Origin of the sequence: Allokutzneria oryzae (assembly GCF_042429765.1) — a bacterium.
Taxonomy (GTDB): domain Bacteria; phylum Actinomycetota; class Actinomycetes; order Mycobacteriales; family Pseudonocardiaceae; genus Allokutzneria; species Allokutzneria oryzae.
In genome coordinates, this window is the sequence record NZ_JBHLZU010000033.1 from 340,409 (window position 1) to 360,526 (window position 20,118).

Annotated in this window: 1 protein-coding gene and 2 pseudogenes; all 3 read right to left on the reverse strand. The window is 70.8% G+C overall.

Annotated elements, in window-relative coordinates; genetic code table 11:
- Positions 1 to 6 precede the first annotated feature (6 nt).
- A pseudogene (locus ACFFQA_RS36075) lies at positions 7 to 10,080 on the reverse strand (type I polyketide synthase); the annotation flags it as partial.
- 31 nt (positions 10,081 to 10,111) lie between these two features.
- Positions 10,112 to 15,010 carry a type I polyketide synthase gene (locus tag ACFFQA_RS36080; RefSeq protein ID WP_377862323.1) on the reverse strand — a complete coding sequence of 1,633 codons (4,899 nt, stop codon included), beginning with the start codon at positions 15,008 to 15,010 and terminating at the stop codon, positions 10,112 to 10,114.
- Between the two features lie 285 nt (positions 15,011 to 15,295).
- A pseudogene (locus ACFFQA_RS36085) lies at positions 15,296 to 20,116 on the reverse strand (type I polyketide synthase); the annotation flags it as partial.
- Between the last annotated feature and the right edge of the window lie 2 nt (positions 20,117 to 20,118).

A 20,118-nucleotide genomic window follows, 5' to 3' on the forward strand; every position in this document is an offset into this window, starting at 1 on the left:
CGACAGTCACAGACCGAGCTCGTTGTCGATGAAGTCGAAGATGTCGTCGTCACTGGCCTCGGACAGCCGGGCGGAGACCTCGTCGGTCGCCACGCCGAGCACCCCGAGCAGCTCCTGCAGCCGCGCGGCGACCTTGGCCTTGGCCTTGTCGTCCGACGCGATTCGGCCCAGCCCCCTTGCGACCTTGTCCAGCTCGGCGAGGCTCTGCCGCGCCGGGTCGACCTCGGTGGTCTTGATCTGGCTGCCGAGGTAGCCCGCGATCGCCGTGGAGGTCGGGTAGTCGAAGAGCAGGGTCACCGGGAGCCGCAGCGAGGTCGCCTTGCTGAGCCGGTTGCGCAGCTCGACCGCCGTCAGCGAGTCGAAGCCCAGCTCCAGCAGCCCGCGCTCGGCGTCGATGCCACTGGCGTCGGAGTACCCGAGCACAGCGGCGGCTGTGGACTGCACGAGCTCCTGGAGCACCTGGTTCTTCTCGTCGGTGTCCAAACCGGACAGTCGCTCGGCGAGCCCGGAGACCGCGGCCGACGTTGAGGCGGTCGCCCGCTTCGCGGGGGTCCGGACCAGGCCGCGGAAGACCGACTGGATCGTGCCGTCCGCCGCCTCGGCCTTGAGCGCCGTCGGGTCGAGCCGCGCCGGGATCAGCGCGCTGTGCCCGGAGCCGAGCGCCGCGTCGAACAGCCCCAGCGCCTCCTCGGTGGTCATCGGCGCGATACCGGAGCGGGCCGCGCGCTGCATGTCGGCGGAGTCGAGCTTGCCGGTCATGCCGCTGCGCTCCGCCCACAGACCCCACGCGTGGGACTGCGCCGGGAAACCCTCGGCGCGCAAGCTCTGTGCGAACGCGTCCAGGAAGGCGTTGGCAGCGGCGTAGTTCGCCTGCCCCGCGCCACCGACCACACCGGCGATCGAGGAAAACAGCACGAACGCCGCCAGGTCGAGGTCCTTGACCAGTTCGTGCAGGTTCACCGCCGCATCGACCTTGGCCCGGAACACCGTGTCGAGCCGTTGCGGGGTCAGCGAGTCGAACACGCCGTCGTCCAGGACACCAGCGGTGTGGACCACGGCGGTGAGCGGGTGCCCGGCCGGAACCTCCTTCAGCACCACGGCGACCGCTTCGGGGTCGGACACGTCGCAGGCGACCACCGAGACGTCGGCCCCCAAGGCGGTCAGCTCGTCGCGCAGCTCCACCGCGCCCGGCGCATTCAGGCCACGGCGGCCGACCAGGATGAGGTTCTTGATCTCATGCTGGGCGACCAGGTGCCGCGCGACGAGCTGACCGAGCATGCCGGTCGCGCCGGTGACGAGAACGGTCCCCTCGGGGTCGATCTCCTTGGCGACCGGAACTTCCGAGGCCCTGCCGACCCTCGCCGCCAGCACCGCGCCGTCCCGGGTCATCAACTGCGGCTCGTCGGTGGCCAGCGCGGCCGGGAGCGCCGCGTACGACGCGTCCGTCCCGTCGGTGTCCACCAGCACGAACCGATCGGGGTTCTCGTTGCGCGCGGATCGGATGAGCCCCCACACGGCGGCTTGGCCCAGGTCCTCGGCGGGACCTCCCATCGCGTTCTCGGTGAGGAACACCAACCTGGCCCCACCGAGCTGGTCCTCCTTCAACCACGCCTGCGCCAGCTCCAGCGCCCCGTGCGCCGCCTCCCGCACCCGCCGCGCCAGCTCGCCATTCGCGGGCTTATGGACGCTTTGGGAGTCCTCAGAAGGTCCATAAGCCCGCGAATGGCAGGTGGTGAGGACGGTTTCGGGGATGAGGGCGCCGGTGGCGAGGTGGGTGACCAGGGCCTGGAGGGTGGGGTAGGCGGTGATCTTGACGCCGCCGGTGCGGAGCGCCTGGACCGCCGGGTGGGAGTCGTCCCCGAGGAAGGCCCACTCGCCGGTGGCTGTGTCGTCCGAAGTGGACAGTGGAGTCCAGTCCAAGGTGTAGAGACCCGAGCCGTCGGCAGCCGATGCGGCCTTGATGCTGTCCGTGGAGACCGGGCGCAGGACCAGGGACTCCACCGACACCACGGGCTGACCGGCCGGATCGGTGACCTCGACCCGCACGGAGTCCTTGCCGTTGGCGGTGATCCGGACCCGCAGCTCGCGGGCGCCGACCGCGTGCAGCGCGACACCGGTCCACGAGAACGGCATCAGGCCGCCCTCAAGTCCTTCGAGGCCGCCGAAGGCGAGGGTGTGCAGTGCCGCGTCGAGCAGAGCCGGGTGCAGGCCGAACTTGGCCGCCGCCGACCGCTGCTCCTCCGGCAACGCCACCTCGCCGACGATGTCCGAGCCGTCGCGCCACGCCGACTTGAGGCCCTGGAAAGTCGGACCGTAGCCGAAGCCACCGGCCAGCATGCGGTCGTACAGGCCGTCGGTGTCCAGCTTCTCCGCACCGGTGGGCGGCCAGGCGCCCGTCATGCGCTCGGCGGGCTCGGACTCGGTGGTCAGGGTTCCGGTGCCGTGCCGCAGCCAGGTGTCACCGGATCGCGAGTGCACGGTCAGGGAACGGTTTCCGCGCTCGTCCGGGCCGCTCACGGAGAGCTGGAGAGCCACAGAACCCTTCTCCGGCAGCACGAGCGGCGCTTCGAGCGTCAGCTCGTCGACGACCGGCGTTCCGACCTCGGCGGCCACGTGCAGCGCAAGCTCCAGGAATCCCGTGCCAGGGAAGAGAACCGAGCCCGCGACCGCGTGGTCGAGCAGCCACGGGTGGGTCTTCGCGGAGATCGTTCCGGTGAACAGGTAGCCGTCGCTGTCGGCCAGCTCCGTCACCGCTCCGAGCAGCGGGTGCTCTGTGACGCTAAGCCCGACGCTGGCGACATCGGCGGTCTGCTGCGACGCGTCCAGCCAGTAGCGCTGCCGCTGGAAGGCGTAGGTCGGCAGGTCCACGCGGCGGGCACCGTCGAAGAGCACGTCCCAGGTGATCGACGCCCCACGCACGTGCAGCTCGGCGAGCGCGGTCAACAGGGACTCTGCCTCGGGGCGGTCCTTGCGCAGAGCGGGGGCCAGAACCGCTTCCCGCTCAAGGCAGTCGCGGGCCATCGACGCCAGCACTCCGCCGGGGCCCAGCTCCAGGAAGGTCCCGACGCCGTTGTCCTCCAGCCAACGGATGCCGTCCTGGAACCGCACGGCCTCGCGGACGTGCCGGACCCAGTAGTCGGCGTCGATCTCCTCGACCAGCTCACCGGTCAGGTTGGACACGATGGACAGTCGCGGGCTGCCGTAGGTCACCGACTCGGCGACCTCTCGGAACTCGGCGAGCATCGGCTCCATCAGCGGTGAGTGGAACGCGTGGGAAACTGTGAGCTGCTTGGTCTTCACCCCGCTTGCGGCGGCGACCTTGAGAACGGCCGCCTCGGCTCCGGCGATGACCGTCGACAGTGGACCGTTGAGCGCGGCGATGCTGACCTCGTCCTCGAAGCCTTCGAGCAGCGGCAGCACGTCCGCCTCACCGGCCTGGACCGAGACCATGGCGCCGCCTGCGGGCAGAGCCTGCATGAGGCGGCCACGCGCGGCGACGAGCTTGGCGGCGTCGGCGAGGCTGAGCACACCGGCCACGTGGGCGGCGGCGATCTCGCCGATGGAGTGACCGACGAGGTAGTCCGGCTGGACGCCGAAGCTCTCCGCGAGCCGGTACAACGCCACCTCGACCGCGAACAGGGCGGGCTGGGTGTACCCCGTCTGGTCCAGGTCCTCACCCTCGAAGATCACGTCGCGGATGGGTCGGTCCAGATGCGCCTCAAGGTGCGCGCACACAGCGTCGAAGGCCGACGCGTAGACCGGGAACGCGTCGTACAGCTCGCGTCCCATGCCCGTGCGCTGCGAGCCCTGGCCGGTGAACATCACCGCGAGGCGACCGCCCTGGCCGACCAGACCGCTGGCGACGCCACGCGCCTCGCTGCCCTCCGCGAGGGAAGCGAGGCCGGCGCGCATGGCCGCGAGGTCCTGGCCGACGACGACCGCGCGGTAGTCCGAAGTGGACCGACTGCTCACCAGTGAGTACGCGGTGTCGACCAACGCGTCGTCAGGGTTGGCGTCCACATGGGACAGAAGCTGCTCGGCCTGACCGCGCAGACCGGCGCTGCTCCTGGCGGAGAGCACCCACGGCGTGGCGGGGAGTTCGGGAGCGACCCGGTCCTCCTCGACGACGGCGGGCGCCTCCTGGAGGATCACGTGCGCGTTGGTGCCGCTCACCCCGAAGGCGGAGACACCCGCGGCGCGCGGGTGGCCGTTGCGCTCCCACTCCACCGGCTCGGTCAGCAGCGCGATCTCTCCGGCCGACCAGTCGATGTGCGGCGACGGCGTCTCCGCGTGCAGCGTTCGCGGCAGCAGGCCGTTCTGCAACGACAGCACCATCTTGATGACACCGGCGATGCCGGAGGCCGCCTGAGTGTGCCCGATGTTGGACTTCAAGGCGCCGAGCCACAACGGCTTCTCACGGTTCTGACCGTAGGTGGCGAACAGCGCCTGCGCTTCGATCGGGTCGCCGAGCGAGGTTCCGGTGCCGTGGGCCTCGACCGCGTCCACCTCCTGCGGGGTCATGCCCGCGTCGGCGAGCGCGGCGCGGATCACGCGCTGCTGGGCCGGACCGTTCGGCGCCGTGAGGCCGTTGGAAGCGCCGTCCTGGTTGATCGCCGAGCCCTTGAGCACCGCGAGGACGGGGTGGCCGTCGCGCTGCGCGTCGGAGAGCCGCATCAGCAGCAGCATGCCGACGCCCTCGGACCAGCCCGCTCCGTCGGCCTTGTCGGAGAACGCCTTGCAGCGACCGTCCGGGGACATGGCGCGCTGCCGGGAGAACTCAATGAAGCTGTCCATTGTGGACATAACGACGACGCCGCCCGCGAGTGCGGAGTCGCACTCGTTGTTGCGCAGGGCCTTCGCCGCGAGGTGCAACGCGACCAGCGACGAGGAGCACGCGGTGTCCACCGACACTGCCGGGCCTTCGAGGCCGAAGGTGTAGGAGAGGCGGCCGGAGGCGACGCTGCTGGAGCTGCCGAGCGCGAGGTAGCCCTCGAACTCCGGCGGTGCGGTGTCGAAGCGCGAGCCGTAATCGTTGTAGCTGGAGCCGATGAACACGCCGCCCCTGCTGCCCTTGACCGACATCGGGTCGATGCCCGCGCGCTCGAAGGTCTCCCACGCGGTCTCCAGCAGCAGCCGCTGCTGCGGGTCCACTGCGAGGGCCTCGCGCGGGCTGATGCCGAAGAACGCGGGGTCGAAGTCGGCCGCGTCGTGGAGGAACCCTCCGCCCGTTGCGTAGAAGGTCCCGGGCTTGTCGGCGTCCGGGTCGAAGCGGCCGTCGAGGTCCCAACCACGGTCGGTGGGGAACTCGCCAACCGCGTCGCGCCCTTCGACCAGCAGCTCCCAGAACCTCTCGGGAGTGCTCGCACCACCGGGGTAGCGGCAGCTCAAGGCGATGATCGCGATCGGCTCATCCGTGTCCACACTGGACACGACCGGCGCGGCGGATTCGGCGACCGCGCCGACGAGCTGGGAAGCCAGGTGCTCGGCGAGCGCCGTCACGGTCGGGTAGTCGAAGACCAGGGTGACCGGCAGCCGCAGGCCGGTGGCCTCGGCGATCCGGTTGCGCAGGTCCACGGCGGTCAGCGAGTCGAAGCCGAGGTCGCGGAACGCCTTGGCGGGCTCGATCTGGTCGCCGCCGGAGTAGCCCAGCACGGCGGCCACCTGACCGGCGACCACGTCGATGAGGGCCTTACGACGGTCCTCTTCGGACAGTGCTCCCCACCCGTCGGCACTCGGTGCCTCGGCGGCCTGCGGAGCCGCCTTGAGCGCCCGGACCTCGGCCAGGTCACCGAACACCGGGTTGGTCTTCACCGTCGGCGAGCTCTGCGCGAGGGTCGGCCAGTCGATGTCCACAACCGCGACGTAGGCGTCCTCGTCGTCCAGCGAACGTTGGATGGCGGCGACCGCGAACTCGGGCTGCATCGCGGGAATGCCGCCGCGCTTCAACCGCTCGGCGGTCGCGGCGTCCACCAGACCACCGCCCGCCCAGGCACCCCACGCGATGGAGGTCGCGGGCAGTCCGTCGGCACGCCGCTGAAGTGCGAGCGCGTCAAGGAAAGCGTTGGCGGCGGCGTAGCTGCCCTGCCCGGAACCGCCTGCGGTACCGGCGAAGGACGAGAACAGCACGAACGCGTCGAGTTCCTTGTCGAGGGTCAGCTCGTGCAGGTGCTGCGCGGCGGCGACCTTCGGCGCGAACACGACGTCGGTCCGCTCCGGCGTCAGGGTGTCGATCAGCCCGTCGTCGAGCACACCGGCGGTGTGCACCACGGCTCGCAGATCGTCGATCCCGTCGATCAGGGCCTTGAGGGCGTCCCGGTCCGACGCGTCGCAAGCCGCGACGGTGACCTCGACGCCCAGCCCCCGCAGCTCCTCGGCCAGCTCAGCGGCTCCGGGCGCATCGCTCCCACGCCGACTGGTGAGCACGAGGTGCTCCGCCCCACGCCCCACCACCCACTTCGCCACATGCGCGGCCAACCCACCAGTCCCCCCAGTGACCAACACGCTCCCCCGCGTGGTCCACCCCTGGCCATTCGCGGGCTTATGGACGCTTTCAGAGGCGCTGAGAGGTCCATTAGCCCGCGAATGGCGGACAAGGCGGCGGGTGAAGGTTCCGGAGGGGCGGACGGCGGACTCTGGGGAGAGGGCGGGGGTGGTGAGCAGGGTGGTGATGCGGCGCAGGGCTCGCGAGTCGAGGGTGTCCGGGAGGTCGATGAGGCCGCCCCAGCGGTGCGGGTACTCCAGGGCGGCGATGCGGCCGAGGCCCCAGATCGTGGCCTGGACCGGGTTCACGACGCGGTCGGCGCGGGAGACCGAGACAGCGCCGCGCGTGGCGAACCACAGCGGCGCGTCCACAGCGGCGTCGCCGAGGGCCTGGGTCAGCGTGACCGTGAGCGCTACGCCGACGGTCTGGCCGGAGGCGGAGTGCGGGCGCTCGTCCAGGGCCAGCAACGACAACACACCGTCTACTTCGGACAGCTCGGCCAGCTCGGTGATGCGGGCGGCCAGGCGGGCGCGGTCGATGTCGGCGGTGTCGAGCTCAAGGGTGATCACCGTCGCGTCCAACCCACCGAGGAGGTCGCTGCGGTGTCCGGCCGGAACCACGGCGAGCCAGGTCCCAGCGGACGCGGGCGCGGCATCCGCGAGCGGCTCCCAGGTGACCTTGTACCGCCAGGAGTCCACGGTGGAGGACTCCTGCTTCGCCTTGCGCCACCTGGCCAGAACGGGCAGCAGCGCACCGAGCGAGTCCTCGGCCTCGATGCCCAGAGTGGCGGCGAGAGCGTGCAGGTCCTCACCCTCGACGGCGGACCAGAAGTCGTCGTCCGGAGCACCGGAGGTCACCGCCGAGACGGTGGCGGAGGACTCCATCCAGTAGTTCTGCCGCTGGAAGGCGTAGGTGGGGAGCTCGACCTTGCGCGCCAACGTGTCGGCGAAGATCGGGTCGAAGTCCACGGAGCCGCCGCGCACGTACAGCTCGGTCAGCGAGGTGAGGAACCGGTCGAAGCCGCCCTCGTCGCGCCGCAGCGAGCCGACAACGACGCTGGAGGAACCCTTGTCCGTGGTGAAGAGCGTTTCCTGGATCGCCGGCAGCAGCACGGGATGCGCGCTGGTCTCGACGAACGCCTCGTGACCGTGCTCGATGAGCAGGCGGGTGACGTCCTCCAGCTCCACGGTCTGGCGGAGGCTGCGGTACCAGTAGTCGGCGTCCATCTCCGGACCGGCGATCACCTCGCGGGTCACCGTCGAGTACAGCGGGACCGCGGGCGTGCGCGGCTGAACCGGCGCCAGGACTTCGAGGATCTGGTCGCGGATCTCCTCCACGTGGGCGGAGTGCGACGCGTAGTCCACGTTGACTCGGCGAACACGGATCGAAGCGGCCTCAAGGGCTGCCTGGAGTTCGTCCAGCGCGGAGGTCTCGCCCGACACCACAACGGAGTTCGCACCGTTGACAGCGGCGAGGGAGACATCGGAACCACGCTCGTCGAGCCACGGCTGCACGTCCGCACGGGACAGTGCGACCGACATCATGCCGCCACGGCCCGCGATCGCGCTGATGGTCTTGCTGCGCAGCGCTACGACCCGCGCACCATCCTCAATGGACAGAGCACCGGCGACAACGGCAGCGGCGATCTCGCCCTGGGAGTGGCCGACGACCGCCGAGGGCTCGACACCGTGCGCCTGCCACAGCGCGGCGAGGGAGATCATGACCGCCCACAGCACCGGCTGGACGATGTCGACCCGGTCCATCCAGGACGTGTCAGGGCCATCGAGCACGTCCAGCAGACGCCAGTCGGCGAAAGGCGCGAGAGCGTCGTGACATTCGCGCATCCGTGCGGCGAAGACCGGCGAGGTGCTCAGCAGCGAGCTGGCCATGCCCGCCCACTGCGAGCCTTGGCCGGGGAAGACGAAAACGGTGCGGTTGATGTCGGTGACCGATCCGCGCACCACGGAGCCCGCGGGCTCACCCTTCGCCAGTGCGTCCAAAGAGGACAGAACGTCCTCGCGGGTACTGCCCAGAACGACCGCGCGGTTCTCGAAGCGGGCGCGCGTGGTCGCCAGAGAGAAGGCCACGTCCAGCGGCTGGATGCCGGGGTTGTTCTCGATGTGGTCGCGGAGGCGCTGAGCCTGCTCGCGCAGGGCGGCCTCACTGCGGGCCGACAGCAGCCACGGGATGTGCTCGGGAGCGTTGCGCTCGGCCGAGGGCTCCTCAACTGCCGGAGCCTGCTCCAGGATCACGTGCGCGTTGGTGCCGCTGAGGCCGAAGGAGGAGACGGCGGCGCGGCGGGGCTCGCCGGTCTCCGGCCAGGACCGCTGCTCGCGCAGGACCTCGACGTTGCCGGTCTCCCAGTCGATGAACGGGGACAGCTCCTCGGCGTGCAGCGACTTCGGCAGGACGCCGTGCCGCAGCGCCTGCACCATCTTGATCACACCGGCCACACCCGACGCGGCCTGCGCGTGCCCGATGTTGGTCTTGACCGAACCGATCCACAGTGGACGGTTGTCGGCGCGGGCCTGGCCGTAGGTCTCCAGCAGCGCGTGCGCCTCGATCGGGTCGCCGAGCTTGGTGCCGGTGCCGTGCGCCTCGACCACGTCGATCTGCTCGTGCTTCAGCCGCGCGTTGGCCAGCGCCGCGTTGATCACCTTGCGCTGCGCGGGACCGCTCGGCGCGGCGAGCCCGTTGGACGCGCCGTCCTGGTTGAGCGCGGAGCCCTTGATGACCGCGAGGACCTCGTGCCCGTTGCGCTCGGCGTCGGAGAGCCGCTCCAGCAGGATGACCGCCGCGCCCTCACCGAGGCCCATGCCGTCGGCACCCGCGCCGAAGGCCTTGCCGCGCCCGTCCTCGGCGAGGCCGCGCTGCCGGGCGAAGCCGACCAGGGAGATCGGCGCGGAGATGATCGCGGCACCGCCTGCGACGGCCAGCGAGCAGTCCCCCTGGCGCAGCGCCTGGATCGCCATGTGGATCGCGACCAGCGAGGACGAGCACGCGGTGTCGATGGTGACGGCGGGGCCCTCAAGGCCCAGCGTGTAAGCGATCCTGCCGGAGATGATGCTGGTGGACATGCCGGTGACGAGGTGGCCTTGGAGCCCGTCCGGCGCGTCCCGCCAGCTCTCGCCGTAGCCCTGGTAGGCCGCGCCGATGAACACCCCGGTCGGGGTTCCCTTGAGCGCCTGGGGAGTCAGGCCCGCCCGCTCGAACGCCTCCCACGAGGTCTCCAGCAGCAGCCGTTGCTGCGGGTCCATGGTGGCGGCCTCGCGCGGGGAGATCCCGAAGAACGCCGGGTCGAACCGGTCCGCCTCGTAGATGAAGCCGCCCTGCGTGGTGTAGCAGGTGCCCTGCACGTCCGGGTCCGGGTCGTACATGGCGTCCAGGTCCCAGCCGCGGTTGGCGGGGAAGGAGCCGACGACGTCGCGGCCATCGGCGACGATGTCCCACAGGTCCTCGGGCGAGCCGACCCCGCCCGGGTACCGGCAGCTCATGGCCACGATCGCGATGGGCTCGCGGGAGGCGGCACTGAGCTGCTGGTTGGCCTTGCGCAGCCGCTCGGTCTCCTTCAGGGACGCGCGCAGCGCGTTGACGACCTGCTGGTTCGAGTCCGACATCTTCCGCTCCGAACTAGTTGTCGGTGTCGAGGGCCATGGCGACGAGAGCGCTCACGTCCATGTCGTCGATGGAGTCGCTCTCCTGCTCCTCGTCGGGAGCGCCGTTCGCCATGCGCAGCAACGTGTCCAGCAATCCGGCTTCGCGCAGCCGGTCCAGCGAGATGGTGGACAGCAGCGCCAGCGTCTCGTTGCTCTCCACCGGGGCGATCGCAGCTTCCGGCAGCAGCTGCTTCTCGACGTGCTTGGCCAGCTCGACCACGTTGGGGTGGTCGAAGACGACGGTCACCGGGAAACGCAGCCCCGTCGCCTCACCGAGGCGGTTGCGCAGGTCAACGGCGGTCAGCGAGTCGAAGCCCAGCTCGCGGAAGGCGCGCCCGGTCTCCACCGACTCCGGCCCGGGGTACTTCAGCGACGCCGCGACCTGGGTCCGCACCACGGAGGCGATGGTCAGCGACCGCTCGGCCGGGCTGAGCGTGGCGATGCGGTCCTTCAGCGAGGCCTCACCGGTGCCGACCTTCGCCGCGGCGGCCTGTTCCCGTTGCAGCGCGGCGCGAACCTCGGGAACCGTCTCCAGCAGCGGGCTCGGACGGGCCGCGGTGAACACCGGGACGAACTTCGTCCAGTCCACCTCGGCGACGACCTCGACCGCGCGGTTGTCGTCGCTGAGCACGCGGTGGAAGCCGTCGATGGCCAGGCGCGGGTTCATGAACGGGATGCCCCGGTCGCGCAGCGCCTGCTCCACGAGGTTGGCCGCCATGCCGCCGCCCTCCTCGGGGTCCCAGATGCCCCACACCAGCGACAGCGCCGGGCGGCCGCGACCGCGCCTGCACTCCGCGAGCCCGTCCAGGTAGGCGTTCGCCGCGGCGTAGGCGCCGTGGTCACCGGAGCCCCACACCGCGGAGATCGACGAGAACAGGATGAACTCGGCGACCTCGTCGGTGTCGAACACCGCGTCCAGCACCGCGGCACCGGCGATCTTGGCGTAGGCGGTGTCGGCGAACTCGTCGAGATCGGTCGCGCCGAGTCCATTGAGGACACCGGCACCGGCGATGTGCATGACCGAGGTGATCGGCCAGCCATCGGCTTCCATCCGGCGCTTGAGCTCGACCAGCGCCTGCTCGTCGCCGACGTCGCACGCCACGACGATGGCCTCGGTGCCCAGCTCGGCGAGCTCGGCGACCAGGTCGCGGGCGCCGGGGGCGTCGATGCCGCGCCTGCTGGTCAGCACCAGGCGGCGCGCGCGGTGCTTGGCCAGCCAGCGGGCGATCTGCGCGCCGACCCCGCCCGTGCCACCGGTGAGCAGCACGCAGTCCTGCGGCTTCCACGACGCCGGGGTGCTCTCCGACTCGACGCGGACCAGGCGGCGAGCGAACAGCCCGCTCGCGCGGACCGCGACCTGGTCCTCGTCGCCGTGTCCGGCGAGCACTCCGGCCAGCCGGTTCACCGCCGACTCGTCGAGCTGCTGCGGCACGTCCACCATGCCGCCCCACCGCTGCGGGTACTCCAGCGCCGCGACCCGGCCGAGGCCCCACACGGCGGCCTGGGCGGGACTGGTGAGCTTGTCCTGTCCGGCAACGGAAGCGGCTCCGTTGGTGACCAGCCACAGTGGAGCGTCGATCTCCGCGTCACCGAGCGCCTGGACCAGCGCGAGCGTCGCGGCGAGACCGTTGGGCAGGCCGCGGTGGGTCATGTGCCACCGTTGGTCCAGCGCGAGCAGCGAGAGCACTCCCCGGAACGGGGCGCCGCCCGCGTCGCGCAGCCGCTTCGCCAGCAGCTCGCGGTCGGCGTCCGCCTCGGCGAGGTCGAGTACGACGGCACGGCCACCGTGCTGCTCCACCGTGGCGCGAACACGGGCCCGCAGCGAGTCGTACCCGGCGTCTACCGGGGCGAGCACGAGCCAGGTGCCGTCCAGCTTCGCCGGGGCGGGCTCGTCGATCGGCGTCCAGTCAACGCGGTAGCGCCACGAGTCCACAATGGACTGCTCGCGCCGCTTCGCCCGCCAGTCGGCGAGGTCGGGCAGGAGCGCGCTCAGTGGCTTGTCGGTGTCGAGACCGACCGTGCTGGCCAACGCGGCGAGGTCACCCTGCTCCACGGCCTGCCAGAAGTCGTTGTCCAGCCCGGACTCCGCCGCGGCGGCCTGCTCAACCGGCTTCTCCGGTGCTTCGAGCCAGTAGCGGCGGCGCTGGAACGCGTAGGTCGGCAGGTCGATCACAGTGGCGTCGTGCCCGGCGAAGACCGACGTCCAGGCCACGGAACCGCCGCGCGCGTGCACTTCGGCGACCGACGCGAGGAAACGGTCGAGCCCGCCCTGGTCCCGGCGCAGTGAACCGACGGTCACTCCGTCGCGCCCCATCGCGTCCAGGGTCTCGCCCAACGCGGGCAGCAGAACCGAGTGCGGGCTGACCTCGATGAAGACGTCGTGTCCGTGCTCCACGAGCAGCCTGGTCGTCTTCTCCAGCTCCACGGTCTGCCGGAGGTTGCGGTACCAGTACTCCGCGTCCACGGAGGTGGTGTCGATCTGCTCGCCGAGAACCGTGGAGTAGAAGGGGATCTCGCTCTGCTTCGGGGTGATCGGGCCCAGCACGTCCAGCAGCTCGGAGTGGATCTTCTCCACGTGCGCGGAGTGCGAGGCGTAGTCCACCGGAACCCGCCGCACGCGGACCCCTTCGCCTTCGAGCTGAGCCTGAAGCGCGTCGAGGGCCTGGTTGTCGCCGGAGATCACTACGGAACCGGAGCCGTTGACCGCCGCGAGGGACAGGCCCTCCTTCACGTAGGACAGGGCCTGCTCACGGGGAAGCTGAACGGACATCATGCCGCCCACTCCGGCGATCGCCCTGATCGCCTTGCTGCGCAGAGCCACGACGCGCGCACCATCCTCAATGGACAGAGCACCGGCGACAACGGCGGCGGCGATCTCGCCCTGGGAATGGCCGATGACCGCTGCGGGCTCGACACCCGAGGCACGCCACAGCGACGCCAGCGAGACCATCACGGCCCACAACGCGGGCTGGACCATGTCCACCCGCTCCAGCCACGTCGCGTCGTCCTGGTTGCGCAGGACATCCAGCAGCGACCAGTCGGTGAAGGGCGCGAGCGCGTCATGGCACTGCTGAAGCCGCTCCGCGAAGACCGGCGAGGTCTCCAGCAGCTCCACCGCCATTCCCGCCCACTGCGCGCCCTGGCCGGGGAAGACGAACACGGACTTGCCCACATCGGCCGCGACCGCGCGGACGAGACCGTCGCGCTCCTCGCCGAGCGCCAGCGCGTCAAGTCCAGCGAGCATGTCGTCGCGGTCAGAGCCGACGATCACGGCGCGGTGCTCGAAGCTCGACCGCGTCTTGGCCAACGAGTAGCCGACGTCCGCGACGCTCTCTTCACCGTCCAAACGGGACCGGAGGCGACGGGCCTGCGCACGGAGGGCGTCCGCGCCGCGCGCGGAGAGAACCCACGGCAGGGCACCGGCGCTGACCTTGGTGGCCGGCTCGGCGACGACCTCGGGCGCGTCCTCGTCCGGCACGACCTCCGGAGTCTGCTCCAGGATCACGTGCGCGTTGGTGCCGCTCGCGCCGAACGCGGAGACACCGGCACGGCGCGGGTGTCCGTCACGGGTCCACGGCCGCGCCTCGGTCAGCAGCGACACCGCCCCGGAGGACCAGTCGATCTTCGGCGAGGGCTCGTCGACGTGCAGCGTCTTGGGCAGCACCTCGTTCCGGAGGGCCATCACCATCTTGATCACGCCGGCGACCCCGGCAGCGGCGGCGGCGTGCCCCAGGTTGGACTTCAACGATCCCAGGAACAACGGCCGCTCCGCCGGGCGGGCCTTGCCGTAGGTGGCGAGCAGCGCGTGCGCCTCGATCGGGTCGCCCAGCGTGGTGCCGGTGCCGTGCGCCTCGACGACATCGACCTCGTCGGCGGGCACCCGCGCGTTGGCCAGCGCCTGCTGGATCACCTTGCGCTGCGCGGTGCCGTTCGGAGCGGTCAGGCCGTTGGACGCGCCGTCCTGGTTGATGGCGGAGCCGCGCACCACGGCGAGCACGTTGTGGCCGTTGCGGCGCGCGTCGGACAGGCGCTCGACCACGAGCACCCCGACGCCCTCGGCCCAGCCGGTGCCGTCGGCGGCTGCGGAGAACGCCTTGCAGCGGCCGTCGGAGGCGAGCGCGCCCTGCCTGCTGAACTCGGTGTACCCCTCTGGGGTTGACAGGACGGTGGTGCCGCCCGTAACGGCCATCGAGCAGTCGCCGCGCCGCAGCCCCTCGCACGCCAGGTGCAGCGCGACCAGCGACGACGAGCACATGGTGTCGATCGTGACGGCGGGCCCGTGCAGGCCGAGGAAGTAGGCGATGCGGCCGGAGGAGATCGCGCCGGAGCGGCCGATCATCACGTTGCCTTCGAGCTCCTCCGGCAGCTCGGTCATGCCGCGGCCGTAGTCGTGGTCGGTGGCGCCGAGGTAGACGCCGGTCTGGCTGCCGCGCAGGGTGGCGGGGTCGATCCCGGCGCGCTCGAAGCACTCCCAGGCGGTCTCCAGCAGCAGCCGCTGCTGCGGGTCCATCGCCAGCGCCTCGCGCGGGGAGATGCCGAAGAACCCGGCGTCGAAGAGCGCGACGTCGTCGAGGAACGCGCCCTCGTTGACGTAGCTGCTGTTGCGGCGCTCGCCGGTCGGGTCGTAAAGAGCGTCCAGGTCCCAGCCGCGGTCGCTGGGGAACGGGCCCATCAGGTCGCGGCCATCGGCGACGGCGGCCCACAGGTCCTCCGGACCGCGGACACCGCCGGGGAAGCGGCAGGCCATGCCCACGATGGCGATGGGCTCACTGGCCTGGTCCTCGACCTCGCGCAGGCGGCGCTTGACCGCGCGCAGGTCGGCGGTGGCCCGCTTCAGGTAGTCCCGGAGCTTCGCCTCGTTGTTGTCCATCAGCCCGCCAGCTCCTTCCTGTCCGGCCGCCTACGACCGCGCCCCTATAGCACCGCCTCTCCCCCGCCCGCCGCTACGGAACCGAGCCAAGTGAGGGGTGCAATCAGGGGTGCCTGGGGTCCCCACCCGGAACCTCCCCATCCCCGGTTTCGCGTTTTGTAGGCTTAATGCGATTGGGAGCGCTCCCATTGCGCATCAAGCCTACAAAACGCGAGGTCAGGACCCCGCCGACGCGCGAATAGCGCACCCGTCGCGGTGAGTGCGACGAATGCGCTATTGGCAAGTGGGTCAGGCGAATCCGAGTTCTTTGTCCAGAAGGTCGAATACTTCGTCGTCCGTTGCCGCGTCCAGCTCGTCCGCTTCCGTGGCCGACGTGCCCTTGACAGCCGCGCTCTGGGCGGCCGTGCCCTCCCACTTCCACATCAGCGTGCGCAGGCGGGCGGTGATCGCGTCGCGGGCTTCGGCGTCGTCGGCGGGGACCGAGGTCAGGGTCGCTTCGAGCTTGTCCAGCTCCTCGCGGACCAGGTCGGCGACGCCCGACGAGCTCGGGGCCAGCTCCTCGTAGAGGTGCTCGGCGAGGGCGGCCGCATTGGGGTGGTCGAAGGCCAGCGTCACCGGCAGGCGCAGCCCGGTGGCATCAGAGAGCCGGTTGCGCAGCTGCACGGCGGTCAACGAGTCCACACCCAGCTCCTTGAAGGAGCGCGACGCGGGCAGCGAACCGCCCTCGTAGCCGAGCACGGAGCCCGCCTGCGCGATCACCACGTCCTGCAGCATCCGCAGACCGGCCACCTTGTCCACAGTGGACAGCTTCGTGCGCAGCTCACCAGCGGACGTGTCCTCTGCCTCTTCGCTGACCGTGACCACCTCGGAGAGCAGCGGGGTCGCCGTGACGGCACCGCTGTCCAGGAACTTCTCCCAGGTGATGTCGGCGACGACGAGGAAGGTCTCGTCGACGTCCAGCGCGCGCTGAAGGGCGGCCGTCGCGAGGTCGCGGGACATCGCGGGGATTCCCCTGCCCTTGAGGACCTCGGCGGTGGCCTCGTCGACCATGCCGGAGCCCTCCCAGGCGCTCCAGGCGACAGTGGTCGCTGGAAGTCCCTGCGACCGGCGGTGCTGTGCCAACGCATCCAGGTAGGCGTTGGCCGCCGCGTAGTTTCCCTGTCCCGCAACACCGATCGTGCCTGCGACGGCGGAGAACATGACGAACGCGGACAGCTCCATCGAGGCGGTCAGCTCGTGCAGGTTGCGCGCGGCCGTGGCCTTGTTGCGCACCACGGCTTCCAGGCGCTCCGAGGTGAGCGCGTCCACCGGCGAGTCGTCCAGCACACCGGCCGCGTGGATCACAGCCGTGATCGGAGTGGGCGCCTGCTTCAGCGCCGTCTCAAGCTGATCGCGCTCGGCGGCGTCGCACGCCACGATCGTCACGCCGACGCCAAGCCGCTCCAGGTCCGCACGAACCTTGTCCGCGCCAGGGGTTTCCTGCCCACGGCGGCCCAGAAGCAGCACGTGTTCGGCGCCAGCGCCCGCGACCCACGTGGCCAGGTGACCGCCAAGAGCTCCGAGACCACCAGTGATCACAACGGTGCCGGAGGGCGTCCACTCACGCGACCCACGCCGGGCCGCCGCACGGACCAGACGGCGGGCGAAGACACCCGACTGCCGGACGGCGTACTGCTCACCGGGCTCGGAACTGCCAAGGGCCGCGACGAGCTGGCTCAACGACCGCTCATCGACCTGCTCCGGCAGGTCCACCAGGCCACCCCACCGCTGCGGCCGCTCAGCGCCGTAGGAACCGGCGAAGCCCCACACCATGGCCTGGTCGGGGTTGGCGATGGGTTCGGCGGCGCTCAACGCCACCGCGCTCTGCGTGACACACCACAGTGGAGCGTCGATCTCCGCGTCACCAAGGGCCTGCGCCAGGGTGACCGTGGCGGTGAGCCCGGCCGTCCGCGCCGAGTCGTCCAGAGCGAGCAGCGAGAGCACGCCGTCGAAGTACGGGTTGGCGTCGCGGATGCGCTCCGCGAGGGCCGCACGGTCAGCGACGTCCGTCGCGTCCACGTCGATGCGGGTGACCTCGGCTCCCGCAGCGGTGAGCAGACCGAGGACGTCCTTGACCGACTCCGCACCGCTTGCGGGTGTGACGACGAGCCACTCACCGCCCAGTGCGACCGGCGAGTCCGCAGAACTAACTGTGCGCCAACCGATCTCGTAGCACCAGTTGTCCACTGCGGACACTTCGAGACGACGGCGGCGCCAGCTGGACAGGCTGGTCACGACCTCGCCGAGCTGGGCGTTCTCGCCGACCCCCAGGGTTTGCGCGACCGACGTGAGGTCTTCGGCGTCCACCGCGTCCCAGAATCGGGTCTCCACCGGGCTGACCGTGGACCGAGCGGGCGGGGTGTACCAGAAGCGCTGCCGTTGGAAGGCGTAGGTCGGCAACGCGATCTTGCGCGCGGGCAGCTCCGCGAAAGCCGCCGACCACGTCACCGGCGCACCGTTGACGTACGCCTCGGCGACCGAGCGCAGGAATCGCGCCGGACCGCCTTCGTTGCGGCGCAACGATCCCACGACCACAGCATCGGCGTCGGCGGACTCGGCTGTTGACTGCAGCGCCATCCCGAGCACCGGGTGCGGGCTGGCCTCCACGAACAGGCGGTGCCGCCGCTTAAGGGCCGCGCGGGTCGCGGTCTCCAGCAGGACGGTCTGCCGCAGGTTGGTGACCCAGTACTCGGCGTCGAGCTTGGCGGTGTCGATCGGCTCACCGGTCACCGTGGAGATGAACGAGATGTCCGAGGAGCGCGGCTTGATCGGCGCGAGCACGTCGAGGAGCTCGGCGCGCAGCTCCTCCACCTGGGCGGAGTGCGACGCGTAGTTCACGTCGATCATGCGGGCGCGGACGTCCTGCGCCTCGGCCGCCTGCTGCACTCCGACGAGCGCCTGCGGCTCACCGGAAACGACCACGGAGGACGGCCCGTTGACTGCCGCCACGGAGACCTTCTCGCCCCACTTGGTGATCAGCTGCTCCGCGTCGGAAAGCGGCATGGACAGCGACAGCATCCCGCCGCGGTCGGACAGCGCGATCAACGACCGGCTCCGCAGGGCGCACACCCGTGCGGCGTCCGAGAGCGACAGCGCGCCGGAGACAGCGGCGGCGGCGATCTCGCCCTGCGAGTGACCGATCACCGCGGAGGGCTCGACACCGAAGGAGCGCCACAGCTCCGCGAGGGAGACCATGACCGCCCACAGCAGCGGCTGGATCACATCGACGCGGTCAGTCGACGGCGCGCCCGGCTTGCCGCGCAACACATCGACCACCGAGAAGTCCACGAACTCCGACAGCGCCGCGTCGCATTCCTTGATGCGCTTGGCGAAAACCGGCGAGGAGTCGATCAGCTCGACCGCCATGCCCGCCCACTGCGACCCCTGGCCGGGGAAGACGAAGACCGGGCGCGGGTCACCGACGGCTTCACCCACGACGACGTCCTCGGCGGACTCGCCCTGGGCGAGCGCCGCGAGTGCGGTCGTGAACCCGGAGTTGGTGCCGGTCAGCACGACGGCGCGGTTCTCGAAGGCCGACCGGGTGGTGGCCAGGGAGTAGGCCAGGTCAACCGGCTCCTGACTGTCCACAAAGGACCTGATGCGGTTCGCCTGCGCCTTCAACGCCTCCGCACCACGACCGGAGACTACCCACGGCATCACCGCAGGGGCCTCGACCACGCGGTCGGTGGGCTCGTCCGGCGCGGGAGCTTCCTCCAGGATCAGGTGCGCGTTGGTGCCGCTGACACCGAACGCCGAGACACCGGCGCGGCGGACGCGCTCACCGGCTGTCCACGGCACCTGCTCGGTCAGCAGCGAGACGGCGCCCGCCGACCAGTTGATCTCCGAGGACGGGGCGTCGACGTGCAGGGTCTTCGGCAGCAGCCCGTGCCGCAACGCCATGACCATCTTGATGACCGAGCCGGAGCCCGCGGCGGCCTGGGTGTGCGCGATGTTGGACTTCAGCGACCCGAGCCACAGTGGACGGTCGGTCGGACGCTCCTTGCCATAGGTGTTGATCAGCGCGTTGGCCTCGATCGGGTCGCCGAGCGTCGTGCCGGTCCCGTGCGCCTCCACGACGTCGACGTCCTCGGCCTTCAGGCCCGCGTTGGCGAGGGCCTGCCTGATCACGCGCTGCTGGGCGCGGCCGTTGGGGGCGGTGAGGCCGTTGGAGGCACCGTCCTGGTTCCAGGCGGATCCGCGCAGCACTGCCAGAACCGGGTGACCGTTCTTGCGCGCGTCGGAGAGCTTCTCCAGCAGGACCAGCCCGACGCCCTCACCCCAGCCGGTGCCGTCGGCGGCCTCGGCGAAGGACTTGCAGCGCCCGTCGGCGGCGAGGCCGCGCTGACGGCTGAACTCCACGAACACGCCCGGCGTCGACATGATCGCGGCGCCACCGGCGAGCGCCATGGAGCACTCGCCGCGCCGGAGCGCCTGTGCGGCGAGGTGCATCGCGACCAGCGACGAGGAGCACGCCGTGTCGAAGGTCATCGACGGGCCTTCGAGGCCGAGGGTGTAGTTGACCCGGCCGGAGAGCACGCTGGTCACGTTGCCGGTGATCAGGTGCCCGCCGAGCTCCTCGGGCGCGCCGAGGTAGTCGCCGCCGTAGTTGAACGAGGTCGCGCCGACGAACATCCCGGCCTTGGTGCCGCGCAGGGAGAGCGGGTCGATGCCCGCTCGTTCGATGGCCTCCCAGGCGACTTCGAGCACGAGCCGCTGCTGCGGGTCCATGGCCAGCGCCTCGCGCGGGCTGATGCCGAAGAACGCCGGGTCGAACTCACCCGCGTCGTAGATGAACGCGCCCTGCTGGGTGTGCGAGCCCTTGACGTCGCTGTCCCCCGCGTCGAGCAGGGAGCCTTCCCAGCCGCGGTCGGTCGGGAAGCCGCCGACCGCGTCCCGGCCTTCGACGACGAGGTCCCACAGGTCCTCCGGCGAGCGAACGCCCCCGGCGAAGCGGCACCCCATCGAGACGATGGCGATGGGCTCGCTCTCGGCGGCTTCCTTCTCCTGCAACTGCTCGCGCGCCTTGGCGAGATCGCCGGCTACCCGCTTGAGGTATGCGAGAAGTTTCTCGT